Genomic DNA, 25505 nt, shown 5'->3' on the forward strand with positions numbered 1-25505 from the left:
ATTAAATATTTTTATACGCTTTGATCTTTTTTTTATTGCCAATAACTTGTGATAGTTCTTTTGCAACAGCGCTTTTTTCCTGCTGCAACTGGCTCATTATTGATTGGATTTGATTGAATATGACTAAAGCCGATTGTTGAGATTGTTCTGAATCAGCTAACACTTCAGCTGTTAATGTTGTCCGGAGCTGTTTGTCTATCTGAATGAAAAGACATTGAGCCTCTTCCAACTCACCTGCCTGACAAGCAGCATCCAGCTTATTAAGGATTGCTTCTATGTGAGCTAACTCAGCCGACATTAGCATCCGCGCCGTTAGCATCCAGTGTCTGCTTGCGTACATCAATTGGAATCGCGTCCCAAGCAGACTTGATTTCCTTCAGCAAATTCGATACTTCATCAACTATAGCGGGGTCATTTTGCATGCTAGCATCTAACAACCTGTCTAACATGTATGAATAGAGGGCATACAGATTCTCTGTTACTTCGCCACCAACTTCAAAGTCTAAGCTTCCACGAAGTGCTTCAATGATGGCTGAAGCCTTAGAAATATGTTCTGCTTTGGCTTCGAGATGACGCTTTTCAATAGATACCTTCGCAAGTACCATTTTTTCAACGGCACCAGCCATCAACATTTGAATTATTTCATAACGGTCTGCACCTGCAACTCTCGTTTTCAATGCTTCTCTTTGGTAATTTTTGACTCGGGCGTTATACATATCACATGCCTCTTAGTTTACTTAGATTTAGTGAAGCCAGGTAAATTTGCTAATTGAGCACCTAAATAGGACTGTGTTTGCTGCATTTGAGCAATCAACACGTCTAGACCAGCATATTTTTGACGTAACCCTTCTTCCATCGATTTCATTCGATATTCATGATTCAGGACGTCATCTTCTAAATCATCTAACTGGCTATTTAAGCTCGTCTCACGTTGCTTCAATATGCCTTTAGAATCGACGTAATTACCTAGCAACTCTTCAAGTTGTTTAGCTACACCGTTATCACCTGCAAAAGCCTTGCCAATATCATCGTAGTTATCGTCCATAGCTTCATTAAGACTTCTTACCAGTGAAGATTTTTCAAGATATCCATCTTTTTTAACGCCGAGGCCAATATCAAAAATGGAACCAAATGGACCTGCGTCTGTAAGCTCTGACGATAGAGTCGATATCATCTGGTCGCTCAATGTCCTCATTGAGGAGTCACCGTTTAACGGTCTACCAACTCGAGTGTGAAGGCCAATAGTGCCAATCAAATTATTATAATTTGCAATAAACTCGTCAATCATTTTGCTAATAGATTCACGATCGTAATCAATATTTAATTTAGCTGTCGCATAACCATCAGTATCGTTACCTTCACTAACTTCAAGGGCTCTAATCGTCATGTCTTGCACCGCATCCTTGAATGTGTTGCTATCACTCGTCACTTCAAGGCCATCAACAGTAATAATTGCGTTTTGCGCAGCTTGAACTGTTGTCATTCCACCAGCACCACCACCAGATGCAGTTGTGCTGATTGCATCAAGCTCTGCAGTATCCGAAGTTATCGTTAAGTCGTTATTGTCGCCGGTGACATTAGAAGTAAGTACAAGCTTAGAACCAACATTACCCGTATTCACGATATTCGCGGTTACCCCGAAATTAGACTCAGAAGAGTTTATTGCGTCTCTAAGTTCAGCAAGTGTCATTCCCGCTGTCACATTTAAATCAAATGACTTATCTGGCCCAGCTCCGAACGAAAGTGTACCTCCAGATGCACTCACTACCGCATCAGTCGATGCAAATGCGTCGTCTGCCGAAATGATTCGGCTACCCTCTGCCAATTGTTTGACGGCAACTTTAAAGTTTCCTACGGATATGTCTGATGTTGGAGTAACGCTGATTATATCTCCGCCACTAGGTTGGGTAATGTTTGCTACTCGCTTACCAAAGTTGTCAGGATCTGCAAGCTTCGCCATCGTATCTTTAAGTTTAGAGATTGCTGACTTTAACTCACCAACCGCAGATAACTCCACTTTTAAAGAGTCTTCTTTTTTGGCAAACGCTTGTAACTTAGGAACATTTTCAGCATCAATTGTCGCTTTAATGATGCTTTCTAAGTCAAGCCCCGAGCCTATACCCGCAGATGTAATTAATGGCATACAACCTCCAACCCAATATTAAGCTGTTTTATCAAACAGCAATCCTCTACTTGACACCTTATCGGCAAACTCTTCGAGAGCTTTAGCCATTTCACGAAACTCCTCTGAAGGAATTTCCCGTATTACTTCATCATTGTTCGTATCGATCACCTTTACAACGGGAGGATCTCCACGTTCGTCAAACTCGAAAGACAAATTAGTTGCTGTAACAGGAATAAACTGATTCAGCTTTTCTAAGTTGCTTTTAATTTCTTCCAAAATGTCAGGCTTTACAGCACCTTGTTCCTCGCTTTGCTTCGTACTAGATTCTGTTTTGCTAGTAGACTCAACCGCACGAGTCGTCTCAGCAGAAGATGCCGTCCTAATTAATTCTTCTGGTTTTGTATGATTGACGAATCCATTTGGTGTAGACGCTTGAACTTCTTTCACAACACACCTCCAAACCTTTTACCGTAAAGTATACGCCAAGTTTGAGAATTATTCACAAACCTGACGCTACAATACTAATCAATTAACCTAGTAGCGATAAAGCTACTTGCGGTCTTTGATTCGCTTGGCTCAAGATAGAACTACTTGCTTGTTGCAAAATCTGCATCTTAGTCAAGTTTGCAGTCTCTTGTGCGAAGTCTGTATCTTGGATCCGAGAACGTGCAGCCGTTAAGTTTTCAGCAACATTCGATTGGTTACGAATAGTTGATTGGAATCGGTTTTGAACCGCACCTAGCTCTGCGCGTTTCTTATCAACTACCGCAATCAAGTTATCCATACCAGCTAATACAGCCTGGGCATTCGCTTGCGAAGATACAGAAATACCAGCCGCCGTGAATACATTTGAGAAGACTTTCGCATCTGCTTCGGTACCAATCGTGGTACTAATTGTACCTGTAGTCGCACTGAGTGCCACACCAGTTACACCACTTGCGATGCCTGCGATACCAGACAGTGTGAAGCCGCCATCCGCTTGTAAATCGTTTGCAGTACCTGCTACGTTTTGCATACTAAAGCCGATAGTTTGAACTGCATCGGCACCAACTTGGAAGTTCGCATCATAACTGCCATCAAGCAAGTTTTGGCCACCGAATGTCGTATCCGCAGCGACGCGGTTTACTTCTTCAGCTAATGAACGAATTTCCTCTTGTAGTGCAAGCCTATCTTCATCCGTATTCGAGCCGTTCGAAGCCTGCTGAGCAAGCGTTCTAATGCGCTGGAACATCTGAGTGGTTTCATCCAGTGCACCTTCGGCTGTTTGCGCTAATGAAATACCGTCGTTGGCGTTTCTCATGCCCTGATTCAGACCATTGATCTGACCATTTAGACGGTTTGTGATTTGCATACCTGCAGCATCATCTTTTGCGCTGTTAATGCGCAAACCTGACGACAAGCGTTGAAAGGATGTATCTAACGCACCTGAGGATTTATTTAGTTGCCGCTGCGCGTTCAATGAACTCACATTGGTATTTACATATAAAGCCATAATAGCCTCCGCTTTATCAACATAACTCGCTGGAGCGGGATACCCCTACCCTGCTACCAACGATGAATAAGAGTCCTAAATTTATAGTTCTCTAATTCTGCTATCGGCTGCTAAAGCGAAAGCTTGAGCTTTATTTGTAATTTTTTTATTTTTTATTCATTTCTAGCCCTGAAGTAGGCTCAGTGCCGCTTGTGGACGCTGATTTGCCTGGCCGAGAATCGTCTGACTTGCTTGCTGTAATATCTGATTTTTAGTTAATTTCGCTGTTTCTAGTGCAAAGTCAGCATCTTTAATTCGCGATTTTGCTGCCGACAAGTTTTCAGAAATATTAGCCTGGTTCCGTATTGTTGACTGGAACCGGTTTTGTACAGCACCCAACTCTGCACGCTTTTTATCAACTACCGCAATCAGCGCATCCATACCAGCCATAACGGCTTGTGCATTGGCTTGTGAAGAAACCGAGATCCCTCCTGCTGTGAAAACATTTGAGAACACTTTGGCATCAGCCTCAGTACCAATATTTGTACTAATCGTAGCAGTTGTTGCACTTAATGCAGCGCCAGAAACACCACTCGCTACCCCTGCAATTCCAGAAAGTGTAAAGCCGCCATTGTCAGCTAAACTATTTGCTGTCGCACCTACATATTGCATGCTGAACCCAATAGTTTGAACCGCATCACCACCAACTTGGAAGTTAGCAGCATAAGAACCGTCAAGTAAGTTCTGTCCACCAAAAGTGGTATCAGATGCCACCCTATTAACCTCAGAGGCTAACTGTCTAATTTCTTCTTGAATGGCTAAGCGATCTTCATCAGTATTAGAACCATTCGCTGCCTGTTGAGATAGGGTACGGATACGTTGGAACATAGAAGTGATTTCATCCATTGCCCCTTCAGCGGTCTGAGCCAATGAAATTCCATCATTGGCGTTTCGGTTCCCTTGGGTTAAACCTAAAATTTGAGATTGTAATCGATCGGAGATTTGTAACCCGGCCGCATCGTCAGCCGCACTATTAATACGCATACCAGATGACAAACGTTTGAAAGATGTATCTAGTTCATTGCCCGAGTTAGTTAGCTGTCTCTGTGCATTAATAGCACTAACATTTGTATTTACATATAAAGCCATAATTCACTCTCTTTTTGTCAAATCAATATCTAATTGATAGATAGTTAAATGACAAAGCGGCACTTATGCATCGGGTATTCAACCAACTAAGGCAACCAATTGCCACTTTGACGCCAGAATTTACTGTAACTAGTAGTAAGCAAATAGCAGGCCAAAAATCCAAAGCCATGATTAAATAACACAGGGAATTTAAAAATAGCTATTAAATACTTTGTTTATCGAGGAACGACTATCTAGCATTTCGGCATCTAGCCCTAGCCGCGGCTTTTCTGATGGATAGAGAGGCTTCAGCTCACAAAGAGTAAGGAAATAAAAAGAGGCCAGTTGGCCTCTTTAGACAAATTTGAGAGTGAGTGTCATTTTTCTAGCATAAAGTTGGCATACTTAATGCTTTGATTAACGTGTTCATTGTTTTAATGAACGCTATTGGATTTAAGCACCTCCGCTTTATCATCCAATTCGGTGCCTAAGCAAATACCCCATTCGGCTTAGGCACCTTTACTTTCCAACTGTTATCCTAGAAGACTTAAAGCAGCCTGAGGACGTTGGTTAGCCTGACTTAGGATTGTTTGGCTAGCCTGTTGAAGGATCTGCATTTTGGTTAAGCTTGCAGTTTCCTGAGCAAAGTCAGTATCTTTGATACGTGATTTCGCAGCCGACAAGTTCTCAGAGATATTTGCTTGGTTACGAATCGTTGATTGGAATCGGTTTTGAACCGCACCTAACTCTGCACGTTTCTTATCAACTACCGCAATCAAGTTATCCATACCAGCTAGTACAGCCTGAGCATTCGCTTGCGAAGATACTGAGATGCCGCCAGCTGTGAATACATCTGAGAATACTTTTGCATCAGCTTCAGTACCAATGTTTGTACTAATAGTTCCTGTTGTTGCACTTAGTGCTACACCTGTTACTCCACTTGCGATACCCGCGATACCTGACAGTGTAAAACCGCCGTTGGCCTGCATATCATTTGCTGTACCAGCAACATTCTGCATACTGAAACCGATAGTTTGTACCGCATCAGCACCTACCTGAAAGTTTGCTGAGTAACTGCCATCCAGTAAGTTTTGACCACCAAAGGTCGTGTCAGCAGCGACTCGGTTAACTTCCTCAGATAGTGAACGAATCTCTTCTTGAATCGCCAAACGATCTTCGTCTGTATTTGAGCCGTTTGATGCTTGTTGTGCCAGTGTACGAATACGTTGGAACATTGACGTTACTTCGTCCATCGCACCTTCAGCAGTTTGTGCTAAAGAGATACCGTCGTTCGCGTTACGGTTACCTTGGTTTAGACCATTGATTTGTGAACTCAAACGGTCAGAAATCTGTAGGCCTGCAGCATCATCAGCAGCGCTGTTGATACGAAAACCTGATGATAGACGTTTGAATGATGTATCTAGTGAATTACCAGATTGCATTAATTGTCTTTGTGCGTTCAATGAACTTACGTTAGTATTTACATAAAGTGCCATGATGGTTCTCCCACTTTAAATCGAGTCTTTCACTCTCAAACTTAGATTCTTTTCCAACCTTTGAATTTTTTTCACTCTCCGGCTTGGTTAATTAAGTTATCGGTCGGCAAAAAATTTCCTTTAGTATTTTTTTTAAAAAAAAATTATCGTCATGATTTCTATATGCTTTTATTATTGCTCAACCAAATATGGCAAAGTTTTGACGCACCTAGGTTACGGTCAGAGAGTTAAATGGAAATATTTTATTATTCAGCTTGTTACGAGGAAAAGTTGAGTTTAAAGCAGTGTGAAAGTAAACGGCCCGTAAAGGCCGTCTTTTAACGAATATAGTCTAATAAAGAAAGGTTAGTTAGGCGGCCAAATGTTGCCTGAGAGGCCTGCAGCGCAGTTTCATGCTTAGTGAGTTCTGAAATCGCAGAATAAAAATCGACTTCTATTAAAGCCGCTTTATTTGCTTTGTTATCGACGTCCAAGTCTGAATTTGCATCAGATACAAGCTTTGCAGCATTTAACCTACCGCCGAGCCCCGCTTGTCCTTGCGATATCTTGATTTTGGCATTATCTAGGCCAGTAATACCATCAGCCAGGACCTGTTTGTAATCATCACCCGTAATACTAGTGTCTCTCAATGACGTAATCATAGATTCTAACGTATTTAGAATGTTTTCCTTCTGAGGCTTTTCCAAATCAAAACTGATTTGACCAGAACCGGCACCCTCATATTTAAATTCCATACCTGCTACTTTGACCGAATTACCTTCAAAGCTACCTGTTGAAATAACCGTTCCTCCCTGCTCAAGCTGGTAAGTATTTGGCGTACCCGCTGTCACCACTAAGTCAAAGGTGTTTGCAGCGGCAGGCGCACTAGGATCAGCGTTGTAATTTGCCTTATGAAACTTGTCAAAAATCCCTTGTTCGTCCACATAAACGGAGGCCGATGTAATACCACCAGAAACCACAGCTGTATTTGACGTAATATTCAGTCGCTTTTCTGCACTTTCAAATACATCAAAACCGTTATCACTTGAGCGTATTTCAACCCCTTCAGAAACCTTTATTTTATGCTGTCCTTGATCACCATTATATACGTACTTTCCAGTGGCAGAATCAAAGCTGTAGGTTTGCGTATTATCTTGGTAGCCGGAAAATATAAACTTACCATCCTCACTTTTTGAGTTCATTAAATCCAAAATAGTATCCTGAATGGACTCGAGCTCATCAGCAATCGCTTCACGGTCAACGTCAGATAACCCACCGTTACCTGCCTGTATCGACTTCGCATAAGCGCTATCAATGGCCGTTTTAATATTTTCTAGTACTGATTCTTGAGTATCTAATCTCGAAGACAACATAGTCAGGTTCTTGGTAAACTGATCGTTTGCTTGGATCCTGTCATCAAAAAGCATGGCTCTAGCAGTCGCTGAAGCATCATCAGAAGCACTCAATACCCGCTTTTGCGTGTTCAGCTGCTGTGTTGCTTTATTCACGTCCTGCTGATTACGCAAAATAGAATTAAGATTAGAATTAAAAATTTGATTTTGAGATAAACGCATAATTACCTCGCTGCACTTAATAAGGTATCGAACACAGTTCTTGCTGCCGAAATGACTTGAGCCGAAGCCGAGTAAGACTGTTGAAAACGTAACAAGTTGGCCGCCTCTTCATCTAGGTTTACGCCCGATAGAGACTCAAACCATGCGCTTGACTGATTAGCCAGCGCTTCAAATGCCGCGCCGTTGGTTTTTGCTTGATTGGTAATAACCCCTACACCTGTGACAATATCGGCATATGCTTCATTAAAGGTTTTATGGCTTTCGGTACTACCTGTAGACTCTACATTTTGTCTAACTAAATCCGATGATTTCAGACCATCGAGCGCTGCACCATTACGGTTGTCATCAAAGCCACCTGTGTTAAAGCTAATCTCAAAACTATCACCGGTATTCGGTGTACCCTCGATATCGAAAGTGAAGCCAAGATTATCAAAAGGTACAGGCGCGGCTCCCACTCCAGAAAGAATATCTTTACCATCGGCAGGAGCCGTGAAGGTATGCGTTGTACCTGAATTACTGGTTAACGTATATTCGTTAGCATTTGCTGTTTTAGTCAAAGTATAAGGACCATCATTCAACGTTGGCGGCGTTCCTGCAGTAAACGCACTAGTCGCTGGATCGGTATCAGTGACGACTCCCGCTGAAATGGTTGCCGTACCATTATTGTCTGCTGATTTTTCAGTACGAATTGGCGACGCTAATGCGAGTGCTTCTGGTCTTTGAGTTGCAAGCTCCAACCCAGTTGCAGCCTGTTGATTTAATTTCACAAGAAATCTATCACCTGTTGCACCACTACCCGTTACGTTCATTTGTAAGCCAAAATAATCGCCCGTTCCCGTGATGACTCCACCTGCAATATTACCAGTCGTCGGAGTACCGACAGGATTGCCTTTGGCATCTACAGCTGTTATTTCAACGGTTGTTGCACTGGTATAAGTAACTTGGAAATCGGTAGCTGGCAACTCATTGCCGCGCCCAGGCTCAAGTGTTGCCGTAAGCGCTGCGGTACCTGTATTTTCGCTGTAAGCAAAGCCACCCACGGTAGGTATTTTAAATATATCTCCACCTATGTTGCCATCTAAATCCATTCCCAATCTATTTTGCTGATTAAAAGCATCTGCCAATGCAAGGCCAATTTGACCTAGTTGGTTTTGTGCCGGGATCAACACTTCATCTCTAAACGCCAGTAACCCACCGATTTTGCCTTTCAAGCTGCCGCTATCTAACTCGAGCTGCACAACATTTTTATCTTTAATGTCTAAGATTAGTTCTTTATGGTTAGGATCTGGGTTGCCTTTCATCGCGAATAAATTGAAGGCTCCACCTTGCATCACAAGTGCATCCCCAGTGCCTAAAAACACGAGCTTCTCGCCATTTTCACCATCGAGTGTTTCTATATCTACAAGTTCAGCGAGCTCCTTGATAGCTTGATCTCGTTCGTTAAGCACACTGTGATCGACATTGTTCAGGTTGAGTGCTGATTTACTCGCTACTTGCTTATTTAATTCGCTGATTTTTTGAACAAGGTTATTGGCTTCTTCTGAGAAAATATCCAATTGCTCGTTCACAATACTGTTTTGATCAACAACTATCCCTGACAGTCTATCCATTTGATCAACAAGACCTTGAGCGCCTGTCATAAATAAAGAGCGGTTAGTTGTCGATGAAGGCAAGTTAATCGCGCTTTGTAAATTGTTAAACATCGAGTTGATGCTTTTGCTCAGACTGTTTGAGTCTTGTGCAAACAACGTATCAACACGGCTTGCCTCAGTGACAAACTGCTCGTAGTAAGACTGATTAGAAATATCACGATTTAATTGCTGCTGCGCAAATTGGTTGAGCAAACGCACGGTTTCACCGCGGCCAACCATGCCACCTATCATTGTTCCGTGTTCAGTCCGTTCACGGATATACCCTTTGGTATTTAGGTTAGCGATGTTTTTACTGGTGGTTTGTAGTAACTCAGAGTTAGCCCTAACCCCTGCCGCACCAATATTTAATAGATCAAATGACATCTCATCTGACTCCCTTTGTTAGCGCACCGGATAAGAAATCGGATACATCAATACGCTTTAAAACTGACTTAATTTTGTTGGCATAATTCGGATCGGTCGCGTAGCCTGCATTTTGAAGCTCACTTAAATAAGCATGACTATCACCAGCCTTATTTAAGGCTTGCTCGTATCTCGGATTACCTTTTAGGAAACTGACATAATCATCAAAGCTTTGTTCAAGCGACTTATAAGCACGGAAATCGGCTTGCTTTTGCACAGGTAACCCTTGCTCAAATTCAAGTGTCGATTTTCTGGCGCTTTCACCACTCCAGCGGCTATCCGCTTTGATATTGAATAGATTAAAACTGCTACTACCATCTTTTTTGCTGATGATGTGTTTACCCCAACCGGTTTCCAGTGCAGCCTGTGCAACCATTACCGCAGGGTTCAAGCCTAACTTTTTCGCAGCTGTTTGAGCGTATTCCCAAATTCTGTCGACGAATTCCTCCGGAGAACCAAAGCCTGTTTGTTCATCGCTTGAGGTATCTGCCTTCACATTGACAGCCTGCGGTTCAGGCTTATTCATACTTTCACTCGTTGTCGCCTGTCTTTTAAAGGAAATATCGCCGTCAGCTCTCATTACTGAGGCAGGCTTATACTTTTCAGAATTAGGAGACAACTGCTGCACAATCAAATCTGCAAGTCCTAAGCTGCCCTGCTCAGATAAATGCATCGAAAGTTGCTGATCATGCATTTCTTCAAAAAATTTGACACCACTAGAGTTAAATGGACTGTCTTTATCCTCTAGCGCCTCATTCGCTTTACGCATGCTTTGTAACAACATTTGCGTAAAGATAGACTCAAACTGTTGTGCCGCCTTTTTCAATGCCTGATCTGAGGCACCTTGATCGCCAGCACCTTTCAGCGCCTCTTTACGGATCGAATCAAGGTTTCCTAGGTCAAAAAAGCTTTGATTTTTCAATTGGTCGGTGTTCATACACTCAGCACTGTTTGACGTTAATAACTATACAAATAGAAATGCAAAATCCGAGCCAAAAAAAAGCCCCACAATTGTGGGGCTAACTAGTTGATTAATAATAGAACATCAGATGACGACTAATTGACCATTTATTGCGCCCGCTTCTTTTAGCGCTTCAAGGATCGCCATTAAATCACCAGGTGCAGCACCAACTTGGTTAATTGCCCTAACCAAGTCATCAAGGCTCACGCCTGGGTCAAACACAAACGCTCGAGAGTCGTCCTGATTTACGTCGATAATACTTTGCTGCGTCACTGTTGTTTCGCCATTCGCCAGCGCATTAGGTTGAGACACATTTTGTTGCTCAGCAATCGTTACGGTAAGACCGCCATGAGTAATTGCCGCAGGCTGCAACTTGACATTTTTGCCGATAACGATAGTACCAGTGCGCGAGTTAACGATGATCTTCGCAGCGGTGTCCGCTGGTTTGAATTCAAGATTCTCAAGCGTAGATAAATACGCAACGCGCTGAGACGGATCTCTTGGTGCAATTACTCGAACTGAAGCTGCATCCATAGGTTTAGCACTGTTTGGTCCAACAAGACCATTGATAGTGTCGGCCAAGCGCTTTGCGGTAGTAAAATCCGGCCTATTCAAGTTAAAGGTAATGTAATCACCCTGAGTAAACGGACTTGGTACTGCTCGCTCCACTGTCGCGCCGTTTGCCACCCGACCTACTGTCGGGGTGTTGATCACAACTCGACTCCCGTCGGCACCATCAGCGCCCAAACCACCAACAATCAAGCTACCTTGCGCGATTGCATATACGTTACCATCGACCCCTTTTAGAAAGGTCTGAAGTAAAGTACCACCTCGTAAACTACCAGCACTACCAATAGATGAAACAGTAACGTCAATGGTTTGACCGGGTTTAACAAAAGGTGGTAAGTCAGCATGAACCGCAACAGCCGCAACATTTTTAATTTTTGGCTTTAAGCTTGCGGGCATCGTGATCCCAAAGCTATTCAACATCGCTTTAAAGCTTTGCTCGGTAAATCTGGTTTGCTCACCGGTACCAGGCAAGCCTACAACTAGGCCGTAGCCAACCAGTTGGTTTGAACGAACACCTTCAACCATACTGACGTCTTTAACTCGCTCAGCAGAAGCCAAAGAAGAAAAACTAACCAACGTAATGGCCGCACCGATAAGCAAAATATTCTTAAGCATATTGTTCATTTTCAGCACCTTAAAACGGCATCAGCGCGCTCATAAAGAAACTCGTTAACCAACCTGCACTTTGCACTTCTTGTTGGTCGCCTTTACCTGAGTATTGAATTCTAGCGTTTGCCACTCGATTGGACTCAACAGTGTTATCTGCCGTTACATCCTGAGGTCTTACTAATCCTTCTAAGCGAATAAATTCCTCGCCAGTATTGAGAGTTAACCACTTTTCGCCGCGGATCACTAAATTGCCGTTTGGAAGTACTCGGGTGACGTTTACTGAAATATTACCAAATAGGCTGTTTGACTGATTGGCTTGAGAATCACCAGAGAATGAAGAGCTTGAACTTGCTCCAAATTGTATCGCTTCCTTACCAATATTGATGGCATTGCCACCAAGACCAATAATCGGATCGAGACTAGCATCACTAGATTTATCAAGTTGAGAATTCGCAGCTTTGGTAGCCTGAGTCGTTTCTCTGAGTACGATGGTAATAATATCACCGACTCTTAACGCCTTTTTGTCAGCATAAAGATCATTGGAAAACTGCGTATTAAACAATGATCCTGTTGCTACCATTTGGGCTTGATTATCCTCGGGATAGATAGGTGCATAATACGGATCGTCACGCACCACATTTTTATTTTGTGTTGTACTACATCCAGATAATGCAGCGACCGTTACGATGGCTAAATATAATGCACGCATAATACCCCCTACCCAATTACAACTGTTGATTAATGTAGCTCAGCATCTGATCTACCGTTGAAATCACTTTTGAGTTCATCTCATACACGCGCTGTGTTTCGATTAGATTTACAAGCTCTTCGGTCACATTAACGTTTGACGTCTCAAGTGCGCCTTGCACAATCTTACCTAGCCCTTCAACACTTGGATTACCTTGCACTGGTGCACCACTTACCGCAGTTTCCGTGTACAAGTTTTGTCCAATCGGTTCAAGACCTGATGGATTAATAAAATCACTGATCGTCAACTGCCCGATAACAACGTTTTCAGCTTGTCCTGCAACGCGCACCGATACTTCACCATCTTGAGAAATAGTAATTGACTGTGCATCATCGGGGACGTTCATCTCAGGTAACACAGGGAAACCTGCACCAGAGGTAACTATCCGCCCCTCTTCGTCCGTCGTGAACTGACCATTTCTTGAATACGCGGTTGTGCCATCTGGCATCTGAATCTCAAAAAAGCCCGGACCTTGAATCATCCAATCCAAAGAATTTTCGGTACTTAACATATTACCTTGAGAAAAGTTCTTTTGGTTGGCGACTACTTTGGCACCTGCACCAAGCATCAAACCAGACGGTAATTCTGTATCTTGAGAGCTGCGGCCACCTGGTTGATTAATGTTTTGATACAGTAAGTCTTCGAATATCGCCCGACTCTTTTTGTAACCGACGGTACTGGCGTTTGCTAAGTTGTTCGAAATAACTGAAATATCAGTTTGCTGAGCATCTAAACCTGTTTTACTTATCCACAATGCCGGATTCATAATCTCTACCTCACTCTTAAACTATGCGTAGGAGCGAAGTGTGTCGCTCATCTATTTCTTCAGCTGTTTTCATCAGCTTAATTTGCATTTCAAATTGTCTTTGATGGTTGATCATATCCACCATCTCATGAACGGGATTGACGTTGGACATCTCTAAGAAGCCACTCATTACTTTTGCAGTTGGAGATATTTCACAAAAGCCACAGATCCCATCTTCTAGCTTATCTTCTTTTGGTCTATACAGGCCGTCATTGCCTTTTTGTAGCTTACTATTATCTGCTTCAATAATTTTAAGCCTATCAACCACCTCAAGAAAGTTAGCGGGGGCACCTTGTGGACGCACTTGAATAGAACCATCGTCACTAAACACCACTTTATCAACGGGGATAGGTAAGACAATAGGTCCACCTTCGCCAATAAGTTGACGCCCGTGAGCTGTGACTAACGCACCGTCATTACGAATGTTGAGCGTGCCGACTTTGGTGTAAGCTTCTTCGCCAGACGCATCAACGACGCTGATCCATGACTTATCATCTACTGCAATATCAAGCTCACGACCAGTTTCAACGATTGCACCACCAGTCATATTAGTACCTGGACGTTCTTGCATAGCAAAAACCCGAGAGGGTAACCCTTCTCCGAATGCCTGCATTGAACGCGCTTGAGCAAAATCTGCTTTGAAGCCAGTCGTGTTGGCATTAGCAAGGTTATTCGCTTTGAGTGCCACACCGCGTAAGCTCTGCTTAGCGCCTGACATTGCGATATACACCATTTTATCCATGACGATGACCTATAAAATTCAAACTTAATCTAGTTAATGCAAACACAGTGCCAAAGTGATGAGATGTTTTTGACGGGCATAAAAAAGGCTGCCTTTGTAGCAGCCTTTGGAGGGCATAATATATTATCGGATCTGTAATATATTTTGTTGTAATGTTGAGTTAACCTCAAGCGCTCGAGAGTTCGCTTGGAAGTTACGCTGGGCACTGATAAGGTCAACTAACTCGTTTGTGAGGTTGACGTTCGATTGCTCTAATGCCGATGAACTAATACCACCAAGCGTACCTGTGTTTGGCTCGCCTGCTAGTGGCTCACCGGAAGATAGGCTTTTCTTCCACTCAGTATTACCAATCGCTTGGAGGCCTTGAGAATTCGGGAAGCGTACGAGCGCGACTTGCCCTAGGAAAGTCGAGTCACCGTTAGTGTATGAAGCTACTACTTTACCATCGGTACCAATATCAATGCCAGCTAATCGACCAACGGTTGCACCGTCTTGTTCCAGTGCTTTCACTTCAAACCGACCTGATGAATATTGTGTTGGTAACTTCTGAGCCGTGTTTGCTTCATCACGCCAGTTAACAACAATATCATTCGGGAAGGTTGCGCCGTTTTCTAACAGGTTTGACATACCAATAGTTGGATCCGTCACATCTTGAGGACCTGCAAGACTAAGCGGGTTAAACGTCGTACCCGTATTGTTACTAAATGTCAGTGGTGAAGCTGATGGATCATCCGCTGTTTGTGAAGGAATACCACTTGCATCAAAACGAAATACGCTTACTGGAGTGAATGGCACTGGTGGCGTAGCAGTTGGGTCAATTTGCTGCGCATTGTGGTTAAATGGCTTATCGTCCATTGTTGCATAAGTTGACCATTGATTATCCGCTGTTTTTCTAAAGAACAGTTGTAACGTGTGCGACTCTCCCAATGAGTCATATACCGTAATTGCCGTTCTTGAGTTATACGATGCACTTTGCGTCGGATCGAATGCAATCGTAGGTGGCTGCGCCGTTGCATCTAGATTAAATGAAGTATAGATTTGCGACGTTGCTCGAGGTGAACCCGATGCATCTGGAATTTGAACTGGCGATGTTGTACTTAGACTCAAAGACGTTGTATCACCTGTTGATGGATCAACAGGGAAGCCTTGCAAGTAGTCACCTTTTGCATTCACGATAAAGTTGTCTTTATTTAATTTAAATGCACCAGCTCGAGAATACGTAAAATCCTGTGATTGAAGAGAGTTTGACATGGCAAAATAGCCTTCGCCCTCAATCGCCAAGTCTAGCGAATTCTGCGTGAACTTTAATGAACCTTGGTGAAACTGCTGCGCTACCATGGTAGTTTGTACACCATCACCATTTTTCGTTTTGCCAGAGCTAAAAACCGAAGACGCGTAAACATCAGCAAATTCTGCGCGAGATTCTTTAAAACCCGTCGTATTCACGTTAGCAATGTTATTTGCTGTTACGTCCAAGTCTTTTTGCGCGGCGGCAATACCTGTCAGTGCTATATTGAAACTCATACTCTCACCTCTAAGTTCTTAAGGTTAATTCTTTAAAACTACTATGCTATTTCAGCAATATCAGTTAAGCGCACCGCGCCTTCTTTGGTATTAATGACGATGCCGTTAGCACCATTAACATTAACACTGTCTATATTTCTAAATGTGGCCGAAGGTAAAGTCTGATATTCACCTTCAATCATGCCTTCCGCTTTTATGGTGTATTCACCAGGGGGCATCATCTCGCCATCTTTATTCTTACCATCCCAATCGAATCGCACTGCGCCCACACTTTGTTCGCCAAACTCAAGCGTCTTAACAAGCGCTCCAGATTCATCATAGATACCCACTGATAGATTCTGAACTGGTTCCTGTACAATCACCGAGCCTTTGGTAAGTGCATCGTCGCCATGTTCTAACGTCGTTGATTCGAGTAATGCTTTTTTACCAATCAGCGTTGATGCTTGAAGCGCCGAGTTAGAAGTCATTGATGCAGCCAACGAGTCAAAGTTTTCATTTAACTTTGAGATCCCCTCGGCCATAGTAAAACTTGTCATCTGCGCGATCATTTGATCGTTGTCCGCAGGCTTACTTGGATCTTGGAAAGAGAGCTGTTGAGTAAGCAGCGAGAAGAAATCTTCTTGCGATAGCTCATCTCTGGGCTTTTTCTCCTCGGCCTGTTTTTGCCTATCCCAGTAGAGTGAATCTACACCCGTTGAAGAAGTGGCATTTACATTATTACTCATCAGCTGTTACTCCCAATTTAGCGCTGGCCTAGTTGCAATGTTTTACTAAGCATTTGCTTTGCAGCATCTGCAACTTGAACATTGGTTTGGTAAGAGCGAGAAGCAGAAATCATATTTGCCATCTCCTCTACCACGTTCACATTCGGTTTATAAATGTAGCCATTTGCGTCAGCACTTGGGTGGTTTGGGTTGTATTCAACTTGAAGCGGCTTGTCGCTCTCAACCACACCTAAGACTTTTACTCCAACTGAAGATCCCGCAACATTGTTCTGGGAAGCTGCAGCTTTGGAAAGTTCAGCGGCAAATACAGGGTGTCTAGCGCGATACACAGTATCCTGACTAGAGCTCACTGAGTTTGCGTTCGAGATATTACTTGCGGTGGTATTAAGTCGCACATTCTGTGCGCTCATTCCTGAACCCGCAATATCGAAAACGTTATATAAACTCATAATTATGCCCCTTGTCCGCCGAGTGCCTTCTTAAGGCTACTGAACTTACCACCAAGAAATTGCAAACTGGCTTGGTACTCTAATGCATTCTGTACATACAAGTTTCGTTCCACTTGTATATCAACTGAGTTACCATCACCTGTATCTGCTTGATTTGGCGAACGATATAGCTCAGATGAATTACTCATTTTGGTACCACCAGTGAGGTGTTTTGCATCTGTTCTAACCATATCATTGCCGCTTCTTTGCATTGTCTTTGCCGCTTTTAAAGCACTAGCAAAGTCAATATCTTTAGCTTTGTATCCTGGAGTGTCTGCGTTTGCGATATTGCTTGCTAGAATTTCAGCGCGCTGTGAGCGCAGCAGCATCGTATGCTGATGTATACCCAACGCTTTATCGAAACTAATTGCCATTATCTGACTCCAAAAAATTGACTCTGGTATGATAAAGCAATCTTTAGGCCAGTTTTAAAGTCAAATTTATTCATTAATTTTCAATGTGTTACATTGTATTTTTGGAATAATTAAACTTGAGCCAATATTGAGGAGTGAAATAAATAAGAGGAAGCGTCTGAAGAGTCAGCGGTTGAACTTAGAAAACCCAAGGTTAATTAGTATAGACACTGGAACTGCGACTGAGTACAAATATTCAATACCTAATTATAGCGAACGTCCCTGCCGCTATATGTGAATATTAAGTCTTTTTCTGATAGATAATACCAGGATTACAACGGATCATATTAAAGTCGTCACTTAAACCCGCCATCGATTCTGACGCACCTAAAAACAAATAACCATTAGGATTTAACGACTGAGCAAATTGCGAAATGATTTTGGCTTTCACTTCCGGTGAAAAGTATATCAGGACGTTACGGCAGAAAATTACATCAAACTTACCCATCAATGCATAAGAATCTAGCAGGTTTAAATGTCTAAAACTGACCATTTTACGGATCGGTTCAACAACCTTAGCCATTCCATTGCCACTATCCATAAAGAACTTCTTTCTGCGCTCAGGCGATAACCCCCGCGCCAACGCCAACGCGTCATATTCAGCATTCTTACACATATCCAGCATTGTATTAGAAATGTCCGTACCGGTAATCTGAACACCCATTTTCAGCGCACCAGGGCTTTTACTCACATATTCACTCGCAGACATCGCGATTGAATATGGCTCTTGTCCTGATGAACTTGCCGCCGACCAAATCTTAACAGGGCGTCTCAAGTCTTTAAACTCTGGTAAGATTTTCGATTTAATTAGCTCGAACGGATAAGTATCCCTAAACCAAAGTGTTTCATTCGTTGTCATCGCATCCACCACAGCGGCACGCAATTGCCGCTCATGGGGACTGAGTGTCTTAGCTACTAAGGACGAAAGTGTTTCCACACCAAAGCGAGCCATCAGAGGAGCAAGCCGGCTTTTGACCAAGTACAATTTATTGTCACCCAGTACAATACCGCACTGTTGCTCCAAAAAGGTTCTAAATTGGTCGTACTCTTTTTGCTCTAAATGCTTATTTTCCAAGTGCTACCACCAGCTTTAATCACAATGAACCCATTTTTTAACCGCTGAAGCTAATTCATCTGGGTTAAACTTAGCAATAAAATCATCAGCGCCCACTTTCTCAATCATGGCCTGATTAAATACGCCACTCAGTGAAGTATGGAGTATCACATGCAATGGCGCTAATTTTGGATCAGCTTTTATTTCAGCCGTTAACGTATAACCATCCATTTCCGGCATTTCAACGTCAGAAATTAATAGCCCTACTCGCTCGGTGACATTATTTTGACAGTCCATTTCCGCAATTTCGCGAAGCCTAATAAGTGCTTCTTTGCCGTTCTTCGCAAGCTCAGTCTGAACACCTAATGGCTCCAATGCACGTTTGACCTGATTACGAGCAACCGCAGAGTCATCAGCAATAAATACAATACGTTCGCCTAAATCTTTTTGCATTTCACCATCAGAGACAATATCAGCACTGACTTCTGTGTTGATTGGGCAAATTTCATTAAGGATCTTTTCTACGTCCAATATTTCAACTAGCTCATTTTCAATTTCTGTAACCGCTGTCAAATAGGAATAACGACCTGCCCCTGATGGCGGTGGCATTATTTTTTCCCAGTTCATATTCACAATGCGTTCTACTGCACTGACTAGAAAACCTTGGACTGAACGGTTGTATTCTGCAATCACAATAAAACAGTTACGAATATCTTGAATAGGAGGTCCACCTACCGCAAGTGACATATCAATTACGGATATAGTTTGGCCTCGAATATGAGCAACCCCTCGGATAAGCGGGTTTGACTTGGGCATGCTTGTCAATGCTGGACATTGAAGCACTTCTCGGACTTTGAAAACATTAATGCCGAAGCGCTGTCGACCTTGAAGTCGAAAAAGTAATAGCTCGAGACGGTTTTGTCCAACCAGCTGTGTACGTTGGTTAACCGAGTCTAAAATACCTGCCATTTCAATCTCCTACTGTATAAACCGCTAATCGGAACGATCTTTGCTTCGACTCTGATATGGTTTACCACCCTTGATTAGGTGCAGTTATTAAAGCAGAATCTTTATACCTTGTTTCACCCCATAAGCATAGTCGAAACATCATGAGTTTGTTAAAAAAAACCCATTACATTCAGTTTTTTTGTTTGTTCGCTTATTTTATAGGCGTTGACTATGGTTATTGTCAGCAATATGACAACAAAACTTTAGAACAAAGCGCAATAGAATTTGTTGAACCGAATGTAGAGCAAGATCCCGACAGCCAGCTATCACTGACCGCTATACCACTTGATTCAAGAATTCCAGCACGGGATTGTCAGTTGCCACTGCAATATAGTACTGCGATGGCTCCACCTTTTGACACTCAAGTGACAGTGCAAATTAGATGCAACGATACTCTCAGCTGGACTCAATACGTCCATGTGCGTATCGATCACCTCTTCCCTATATTGGTTAGCGCGACCATGTTAGAGAAAGGCCGTGTTATTCAGGATGAAGATGTAAAAATAGAATATCAGCCAAAACGTTTTCGTAGAGTTTCCTATATAGAAGATAAGTCGATACTAATAGGCAGCAGAAGTAAACGCAATATAAGAGAAGGCCAAGCCTTTACCCAAGCTCATATTTGCATGGTCTGCAAAGGCGATACTGTAACGATTATTGCCAAATCAGGTGGACTCGTAATCAAAACTCAAGGAGAAGCGCAGCAAGATGGCAACCGAGGTGAACTGATTAATATTAAAAACACTCGCTCTGGCAAAACCTTACGTGCTAGAGTAATAGAAGTGGAAACAGTAGAGGTGAATTTATAAAAAATTTGCTAAAGTAATACTATTAAACGCCGATAACAAGGCTGAGAGTATAATTTTATTGGGTCTACAATCATGGTTAATCAAGTTAACGGTCAGAATCAGTCTACATCCGTTGCTAATAATGTTAAGCAACAGAAAGCTGAATTGCAAAGAAATGATGCCAACAGCGCATCAGTTAAATCACCTGCTACACCAAAAGCAGCTGCGGATTCAGTCAGTCTGACTCCACAAGCGCAACAGCTGAAAACAGTCAACGAAAAAGCGCAGCAATCATCAGGCTTTGACGACAAGAAAGTCGAAGAATTGAAAAAAGCGATTGCAGAAGGCAAGTACCAAGTTGACGCGGAAAAACTCGCCAAAAACATAGCTGCATTTGAGTTCGAAATATATGGATGATTTGGTTCGGCTTTGCCACCACAAACTTTCTGAACAAATCTCAACGCTAGAAGCGATGACCCAGCTTCTGGCGCGTGAGCTTGACGAGCTTGCATCTCGGCGTGGCGACAACTTAAAAGAAATCGCTCGTGAAAAGCTAACTCTCATTTCAAAACTGCAAAAGCTCGACAATGAATTGTCAAAAACAGAGTCTCACGTCTTTGAACACAATGAAGTAGCCCCGCTCGTTACTAAAGTGCGAGCACTACTCAGTGAATGCCAAACCAAAAATGAAATCAATGCTAAAACTGCTCATCAGGCGAATGTAAGCACACGTGAATTAAAAGGGATCTTAATTGGCGCACCAACTTCGATTACATATGGTCAGGATGGTAGTGTTAAAAGTAGCGACAGTGAGTTAGTACGTAACCTAAAGGCGTAGCCACGCCAATCATATTTCAGTATTGAAGAACAACCGAAATGCAGCATATTAAGTAAGCGACATGTGATGAGTGCTTACTTAAAACTATAAGATATCTTCTTAATTTTCTGCGGCTTGACTTGAGTAATATACAAATCATAAACGCGTTTCATATCAAGCTCTAATTCCGTCGTGTAAGTATCACCAACAGCGTAACTTTTCAGCACCTTAGCCCCTCGAACGAGTCCATTTACTTGGCTCTTAAGGCCGTCGTTTTGCGCAACCGCCCCTTTTACCGTAATAGTGGATGTCAAATTCTGGCCATACAGTTGCTCAGCCAATTCACGATACGCTTCTAATTTTGAGACTTTAATAGCCATTAGTTGCTTCTCACCCGCAGTTTTACCCGGCTGAGCACTCAAAGGCGCGTACCCCACAGCCCGTAAAACAGGAAAGGTTTCCGGTTGCACCGTTTCATATTCAATGTGCTTGTCAACGAGGCTTGAACAGCCACTGAGTCCCGCTAACGAGCAAACCATAACAACTGCACTGATAGAATTAGTGATACGCATTTCACTACACTCCGCTACAATAAATACCAATCAAAATTTAACGCTTCCCCAGCATCTTGGTCTCGCAAGGGTTGTTGTGGTTTCATCGAGTATTGGCAATAAATAAGATTAACTTTCATAAAATATGATTATGCACGAACCTTGCCAAAATTTGGCACAGGTATTGCTGAGTTAAAAGGTAGTTTTTGATCTGGGCATTTAAACATGAAAAAGCAATTCACGATCAGTCTATCACTGTTGTGTATCACCTTAACTAATCCTGCTTATGCCGAATGGTTTGAAGTTACCGGCATGGCTGACGTTAAAAATGGCGATCATCAAAAAGCCAAAAGAAAGGCCGTAAACGACGCCATCACACAAGCATTGCTGTTTTCTGGTGCTTCTGTGAGTAGTGTACAAACCGTCACCGATGGTGTGCTCACCCAAGATCAACTTAAGATCCGCTCAAATGCCGAAATCCAGAGCGCCAACGTGATTGCTGAAGCAAAAGTCGGTGACTCATGGCAAGTAACATTGCATATCGATATTACCCCACAAAGTGCTCAGTGCCCAACTAGTGCATACAATAAACAGGTTGCAGTCACACAAAGCCAGTTAAAAAATAAACATCAAGCAACTTTAGGTCAAATTTTTGACGTAAATAAAGCGGTGAGCGAGCGCCTATACCAGACTATGACTGAACAAAAGTCGAGCTTAGAACCCGTTCCCTATTTTGCACAGACCATAGATGTTAGCCGCTTTTTCAGTCAACGTTTTGATTATAATGAACAGCTAATCGAGACCATTACAGCAAATACCAACAGCCAATTTGTACTACTGAGTCAAATTACTGATGTTGCTAGTGTCGATAAACTTAATAGTGACCTCGCATTTTGGCAAAGCGATAAATACTTAAGAAGCTTCAAGGTAGACTTTGCGCTGTTTGATGCACTTTCTCATGAAAGGGTGTGGCAAAAACAATATGCCACTCAAGGCGTGTGGCCGTTTAAGAAAACCAAATTAATTGATGTGTACAGTGAGCGCTTTTGGCAGACAGATTATGCTGATGAGATCCAAACCACGCTGACACAAATCGCAACTGATTTAAACGCAGCGGTCGCCTGCTTACCTACCAATGGCAAAATCCTACATATCGATGATGAACAAGTCGTTATTAATTTGGGCCGCATGCATGGCTTAGAGAATGGCCAGATCCTTAACGTAGCACATAGTAATCCGCTGACTAATGTCGATGGTAAAATATTTATGCATCAAATTAAAACCATTAATAAGCTGCAAGTGATCCAAGTGAACGCTCAAAACGCCATTGCGGTAAATATCAGTAATCGCCCACTTCACAATGTGCAAATTAATGATTTGGTTGAAATTCAAATAGAAAATGAAAATGAGTTTGAATTGTAAGGCAGAGCCTTCCTGCAGCAAAAGGCAAGAATTTCGATGACTTTACCCCCTCTGCATCATGCTTCCACCTCCCATTTACTTTGGTCATTCCACACAGAAATGATACCAATGGCGTCCCCAGTAGGAATCGAACCTACATCTAAGCCTTAGGAGGGCCTTGTTTTATCCATTAAACTATGGGGACAATCTCTAAAGTCAGATAACAATCGCCTTTTTTGACCTTCACTAGCGGGATCTACATTACTTAATACCCATGAAAGTCTGGAGTTGTCGATTCTCTGTTGTACTGCATCTCAGTGACTTCGCTTTAGTATACTGATCTTAATGAACTTTTAAAGATTAATAGTCAATTTATTCGCGATAATAAATGAGGTGGTTCAGTAGGTGAATACGCAGCAGTTAAGACCCACTACTGCGCTATCAGTTACTTCGCTTGAGGTGTGAGTAAGAAGTAGGATAGTTCTTCGTTTAATAAAACCTAAACGGTATTTCTTCTAAAAACGCTATTTGAAGTACTACCTTGAAGCGGTTGCCTGATCATCAAGGATAAAATACGGGATGGTCACCACCGTGCTTGCGATCACTAAGTTAGTGTTAAACTCTAACAACCTTGCGTTCACCTCCACGCCTCGTGGACGATAAACCATAGTGCCTGTCAGCAAATGACTGGGCGATTGCGTGTTTTTCAAGCGGCTTGCGTTACGCGAAAAAGTCAAATCACCACTGGATGTCACTTCAATTTTCCCCAATGCTTTAAAGTCTAATGCTTGATAACCCAGCTTTTGCATTTGATGCATTAAAGACTCAGCCAATTGGTTTCCTAGCTGGTTTGTATCCCTTAATGATTCATTAAAGTTAACAAAACTAGCTACCGCTATCGACTCAGGCTTTTGCCCTAACACAGTATCTGACAGTTCCAACGCAATTTGATTGGCGTAGTTAGCAATTTCTTTGCGATGACGATAGCTAACGAAGCCAATATCTTGCGATATCGCCGCTTGTGAATCTTCATTACGCTCTTGCTCTTCCATCATGGCATATAATATTTCCATATCGGATTGCTGCGTTTCTGTAGATTCAGGAGTCGCCTGATTTGTCACTTCGCAACCACCGAGTAATGCGAGTGTCGTCGCGAATAGCACTACGTTTTTCATCATCGCCTCCGAATTAGTTCGCACGCTCTATACGAATGCCATCGTATGCCGCACCATCTTGTAGGGCGTTAACTACGTTCTGCGGTAAAAAGCCTTGAGCAGAACCCACGACACTTTTACTTCTAAGCCCAACCACTCTGGCATTAACCATAACTCCACCCTGATGATTCACCAAAGTACCACCTAGCACATACAAAAAAGGATGGTCGTCAGATAGCTCTAAAAAGTCACGACTAAAAATAAAATCGCCTTCAGGTGTCACCCGGATATAGTCTGTTGTTTTAAAGTCCACAACAGGGATCCCAAACGCATGAAGCTCATGGATAAAGCTTTCAGCCAACTGGTTACCCAGCAAGGAACCTTTATCAAATTCTTTATCTAAAAATACAAAGCTTGTCACTGCTACCGGTGTTTTCTCATTCACGTGTTTCAAGTTTGCAACCATGTCTTGCATAATAGATTGGACATAGTGAGTGACATTTTTACCAGCCATTTGCTGAGAAACAGAAAATTGCTTCATACCGTTTGGGTTACTTTGATACATCGAAGATTTTTCAAAGCCATTACGCACGGGCTCAGCCTGAGCATTATCCACCGCAAAAAAGTTACTCTGAGCACAGCCAACCATCAATGAAAGCGGCAAAACCAAACTTAATACTTTTTTCATTACTTTCATCTCCACTAATATTGGCTTCGTATAATCTGACCGTCACGATTTGTGACACGCTCCGTACCCCACATCACAGCTTTAGGTATGCTGATTGATGCGGCTGAGACGGCTCGATTATGTAACGTATCAACCAGCCGCGCATTGACCAAATAGGTATCTCGACTTTCTACGATTGTCCCAACCACCACGAGGTCAATTTTCTGGCGCTGATTCAGCACATTCAATTCTCGACTTAACATACTATCGGCAGAACTTTGTAAAGATAAAGCGTTTCTGAGTCGATATTCCACGACATCTGCCCCCATTTGACTTAAATGGGTCATGAGGGATTCTTGCAAGGCCACGCTCAAGCCTGAACCTTGCCCAGCAACGGTATCATCCAGCTGATTTGCTTTAAAAAAGCTCGTCACAGCAAGCGTTGAATTCGGCTTGAACGGCCGTACATACTGCCCGAGTTCCGCGGCTAACTGAGCGCCAAACCCATCTAAGTCAGGTAAGATTTCTTGCTGCTGGGTCGCTTCTCTTTTGCCGACCAGTTGGCTGTTTGTACACCCCGCCAACAACATAATCACTATGAGTGCTAGATATTTCATTTCACCAAGCCCACGATAAACTTATTGGATAAAATG

General features: G+C 42.7%; 28 protein-coding genes and 1 tRNA gene. 4 read left to right on the plus strand and 25 right to left on the minus strand.

Annotated features, from left to right (window positions below; translation table 11 throughout):
* Window position 1: 1 nt before the first annotated feature.
* From A587_RS0113895 to A587_RS0113990, 20 genes are all read right to left on the minus strand, one after another.
* Window positions 2-298 (minus strand): hypothetical protein, encoded by a 297-nt coding sequence (locus A587_RS0113895; RefSeq protein WP_026000995.1) that lies wholly within the window; start codon window positions 296-298, stop codon window positions 2-4.
* Window positions 288-716 carry a flagellar export chaperone FliS gene (gene fliS / locus A587_RS0113900; protein ID WP_010369245.1) on the minus strand — a complete coding sequence of 143 codons (429 nt, stop codon included), beginning with the start codon at window positions 714-716 and terminating at the stop codon, window positions 288-290. The genes A587_RS0113895 and fliS overlap by 11 nt, the downstream gene beginning before the upstream one ends.
* Window positions 717-733: 17 nt before the next feature.
* On the minus strand, window positions 734-2143 hold the full coding sequence (gene fliD / locus A587_RS0113905) for a flagellar filament capping protein FliD (RefSeq protein ID WP_017218081.1): 1410 nt from the start codon (window positions 2141-2143) through the stop codon (window positions 734-736).
* An 18-nt stretch (window positions 2144-2161) separates the two neighbouring features.
* The gene (locus A587_RS0113910) at window positions 2162-2572 is read right to left on the minus strand and encodes a flagellar protein FlaG (RefSeq protein ID WP_010369249.1); all 411 of its coding nucleotides are present in this window, start codon (window positions 2570-2572) and stop codon (window positions 2162-2164) included.
* Window positions 2573-2654: 82 nt separating this feature from the next.
* The gene (locus tag A587_RS0113915) at window positions 2655-3617 is read right to left on the minus strand and encodes a flagellin N-terminal helical domain-containing protein (RefSeq protein ID WP_017218082.1); all 963 of its coding nucleotides are present in this window, start codon (window positions 3615-3617) and stop codon (window positions 2655-2657) included.
* Between the two features lie 162 nt (window positions 3618-3779).
* Window positions 3780-4745, minus strand: coding sequence for a flagellin N-terminal helical domain-containing protein (locus tag A587_RS0113920; protein WP_010369253.1), 966 nt, complete (start codon window positions 4743-4745; stop codon window positions 3780-3782).
* Between the two features lie 512 nt (window positions 4746-5257).
* Window positions 5258-6220, minus strand: coding sequence for a flagellin N-terminal helical domain-containing protein (locus A587_RS0113925; protein WP_010369260.1), 963 nt, complete (start codon window positions 6218-6220; stop codon window positions 5258-5260).
* Window positions 6221-6537: 317 nt separating this feature from the next.
* On the minus strand, window positions 6538-7773 hold the full coding sequence (gene flgL / locus A587_RS0113930; protein WP_017218083.1) for a flagellar hook-associated protein FlgL: 1236 nt from the start codon (window positions 7771-7773) through the stop codon (window positions 6538-6540).
* Between the two features lie 2 nt (window positions 7774-7775).
* Window positions 7776-9788, minus strand: a complete 2013-nt coding sequence (flgK, locus tag A587_RS0113935; RefSeq protein ID WP_017218084.1) for a flagellar hook-associated protein FlgK — start codon at window positions 9786-9788, stop codon at window positions 7776-7778.
* A gap of 1 nt (window position 9789) precedes the next feature.
* Window positions 9790-10764 carry a flagellar assembly peptidoglycan hydrolase FlgJ gene (gene flgJ, locus A587_RS0113940; protein WP_017218085.1) on the minus strand — a complete coding sequence of 325 codons (975 nt, stop codon included), beginning with the start codon at window positions 10762-10764 and terminating at the stop codon, window positions 9790-9792.
* Window positions 10765-10872: 108 nt separating this feature from the next.
* Window positions 10873-11973, minus strand: a complete 1101-nt coding sequence (locus A587_RS0113945; RefSeq protein WP_010369273.1) for a flagellar basal body P-ring protein FlgI — start codon at window positions 11971-11973, stop codon at window positions 10873-10875.
* 19 nt (window positions 11974-11992) lie between these two features.
* Window positions 11993-12676, minus strand: a complete 684-nt coding sequence (gene flgH, locus A587_RS0113950; protein WP_010369278.1) for a flagellar basal body L-ring protein FlgH — start codon at window positions 12674-12676, stop codon at window positions 11993-11995.
* Window positions 12677-12692: 16 nt separating this feature from the next.
* Window positions 12693-13481, minus strand: a complete 789-nt coding sequence (flgG, locus tag A587_RS0113955) for a flagellar basal-body rod protein FlgG (protein WP_010606305.1) — start codon at window positions 13479-13481, stop codon at window positions 12693-12695.
* 16 nt (window positions 13482-13497) lie between these two features.
* On the minus strand, window positions 13498-14262 hold the full coding sequence (locus A587_RS0113960; RefSeq protein WP_010369280.1) for a flagellar basal body rod protein FlgF: 765 nt from the start codon (window positions 14260-14262) through the stop codon (window positions 13498-13500).
* Window positions 14263-14385: 123 nt separating this feature from the next.
* Window positions 14386-15786 carry a flagellar hook protein FlgE gene (gene flgE / locus A587_RS0113965; protein WP_017218087.1) on the minus strand — a complete coding sequence of 467 codons (1401 nt, stop codon included), beginning with the start codon at window positions 15784-15786 and terminating at the stop codon, window positions 14386-14388.
* A gap of 41 nt (window positions 15787-15827) precedes the next feature.
* Window positions 15828-16511 (minus strand): flagellar hook assembly protein FlgD, encoded by a 684-nt coding sequence (locus A587_RS0113970; protein ID WP_010369284.1) that lies wholly within the window; start codon window positions 16509-16511, stop codon window positions 15828-15830.
* 17 nt (window positions 16512-16528) lie between these two features.
* Window positions 16529-16960: a flagellar basal body rod protein FlgC gene (flgC, locus tag A587_RS0113975; protein WP_010369286.1), complete on the minus strand. Its 432-nt coding sequence runs from the start codon at window positions 16958-16960 to the stop codon at window positions 16529-16531.
* Between the two features lie 2 nt (window positions 16961-16962).
* Window positions 16963-17373 (minus strand): flagellar basal body rod protein FlgB, encoded by a 411-nt coding sequence (flgB, locus tag A587_RS0113980; RefSeq protein ID WP_017218088.1) that lies wholly within the window; start codon window positions 17371-17373, stop codon window positions 16963-16965.
* Between the two features lie 280 nt (window positions 17374-17653).
* Window positions 17654-18487 carry a CheR family methyltransferase gene (locus tag A587_RS0113985; RefSeq protein ID WP_017218089.1) on the minus strand — a complete coding sequence of 278 codons (834 nt, stop codon included), beginning with the start codon at window positions 18485-18487 and terminating at the stop codon, window positions 17654-17656.
* Between the two features lie 15 nt (window positions 18488-18502).
* Window positions 18503-19435 (minus strand): chemotaxis protein CheV, encoded by a 933-nt coding sequence (locus tag A587_RS0113990; protein WP_010606301.1) that lies wholly within the window; start codon window positions 19433-19435, stop codon window positions 18503-18505.
* Window positions 19436-19575: 140 nt separating this feature from the next.
* On the opposite strand from A587_RS0113990, the gene flgA reads away from it, so the two are divergent.
* The 3 genes from flgA to flgN all read left to right on the plus strand — a co-directional run bounded on the left by flgA (window position 19576) and on the right by flgN (window position 21100).
* Window positions 19576-20283 (plus strand): flagellar basal body P-ring formation chaperone FlgA, encoded by a 708-nt coding sequence (flgA, locus tag A587_RS0113995; protein WP_017218090.1) that lies wholly within the window; start codon window positions 19576-19578, stop codon window positions 20281-20283.
* A 72-nt stretch (window positions 20284-20355) separates the two neighbouring features.
* Window positions 20356-20679: a flagellar biosynthesis anti-sigma factor FlgM gene (gene flgM, locus A587_RS0114000; protein WP_010369298.1), complete on the plus strand. Its 324-nt coding sequence runs from the start codon at window positions 20356-20358 to the stop codon at window positions 20677-20679.
* Window positions 20672-21100: a flagellar protein FlgN gene (gene flgN, locus A587_RS0114005; RefSeq protein ID WP_010369300.1), complete on the plus strand. Its 429-nt coding sequence runs from the start codon at window positions 20672-20674 to the stop codon at window positions 21098-21100. Before flgM ends, flgN begins: the two co-directional genes overlap by 8 nt.
* 74 nt (window positions 21101-21174) lie before the next feature.
* On the opposite strand, the gene A587_RS0114010 is transcribed toward flgN, so the two are convergent.
* Window positions 21175-21651 (minus strand): LPP20 family lipoprotein, encoded by a 477-nt coding sequence (locus A587_RS0114010; RefSeq protein ID WP_010369302.1) that lies wholly within the window; start codon window positions 21649-21651, stop codon window positions 21175-21177.
* 204 nt (window positions 21652-21855) lie between these two features.
* Here A587_RS0114010 and A587_RS0114015 point away from each other — a divergent pair, with 204 nt between their 5' ends.
* On the plus strand, window positions 21856-23052 hold the full coding sequence (locus A587_RS0114015) for a flagellar assembly protein T N-terminal domain-containing protein (protein ID WP_017218091.1): 1197 nt from the start codon (window positions 21856-21858) through the stop codon (window positions 23050-23052).
* Window positions 23053-23161: 109 nt separating this feature from the next.
* Here the strand turns inward: A587_RS0114015 and A587_RS0114020 are convergent.
* From A587_RS0114020 to A587_RS0114035, 4 genes are all read right to left on the minus strand, one after another.
* Window positions 23162-23236, minus strand: a tRNA-Arg gene (locus tag A587_RS0114020).
* Between the two features lie 331 nt (window positions 23237-23567).
* Window positions 23568-24209 carry a FlgO family outer membrane protein gene (locus A587_RS0114025; protein ID WP_232288070.1) on the minus strand — a complete coding sequence of 214 codons (642 nt, stop codon included), beginning with the start codon at window positions 24207-24209 and terminating at the stop codon, window positions 23568-23570.
* Between the two features lie 10 nt (window positions 24210-24219).
* Window positions 24220-24873 carry a FlgO family outer membrane protein gene (locus A587_RS0114030; RefSeq protein WP_017218092.1) on the minus strand — a complete coding sequence of 218 codons (654 nt, stop codon included), beginning with the start codon at window positions 24871-24873 and terminating at the stop codon, window positions 24220-24222.
* Between the two features lie 14 nt (window positions 24874-24887).
* On the minus strand, window positions 24888-25469 hold the full coding sequence (locus tag A587_RS0114035; RefSeq protein ID WP_017218093.1) for a FlgO family outer membrane protein: 582 nt from the start codon (window positions 25467-25469) through the stop codon (window positions 24888-24890).
* Window positions 25470-25505 lie beyond the last annotated feature (36 nt).

Source organism: Pseudoalteromonas sp. NJ631 (genome assembly GCF_000276645.1).
Taxonomy (GTDB): Bacteria; Pseudomonadota; Gammaproteobacteria; order Enterobacterales; family Alteromonadaceae; genus Pseudoalteromonas; species Pseudoalteromonas piscicida.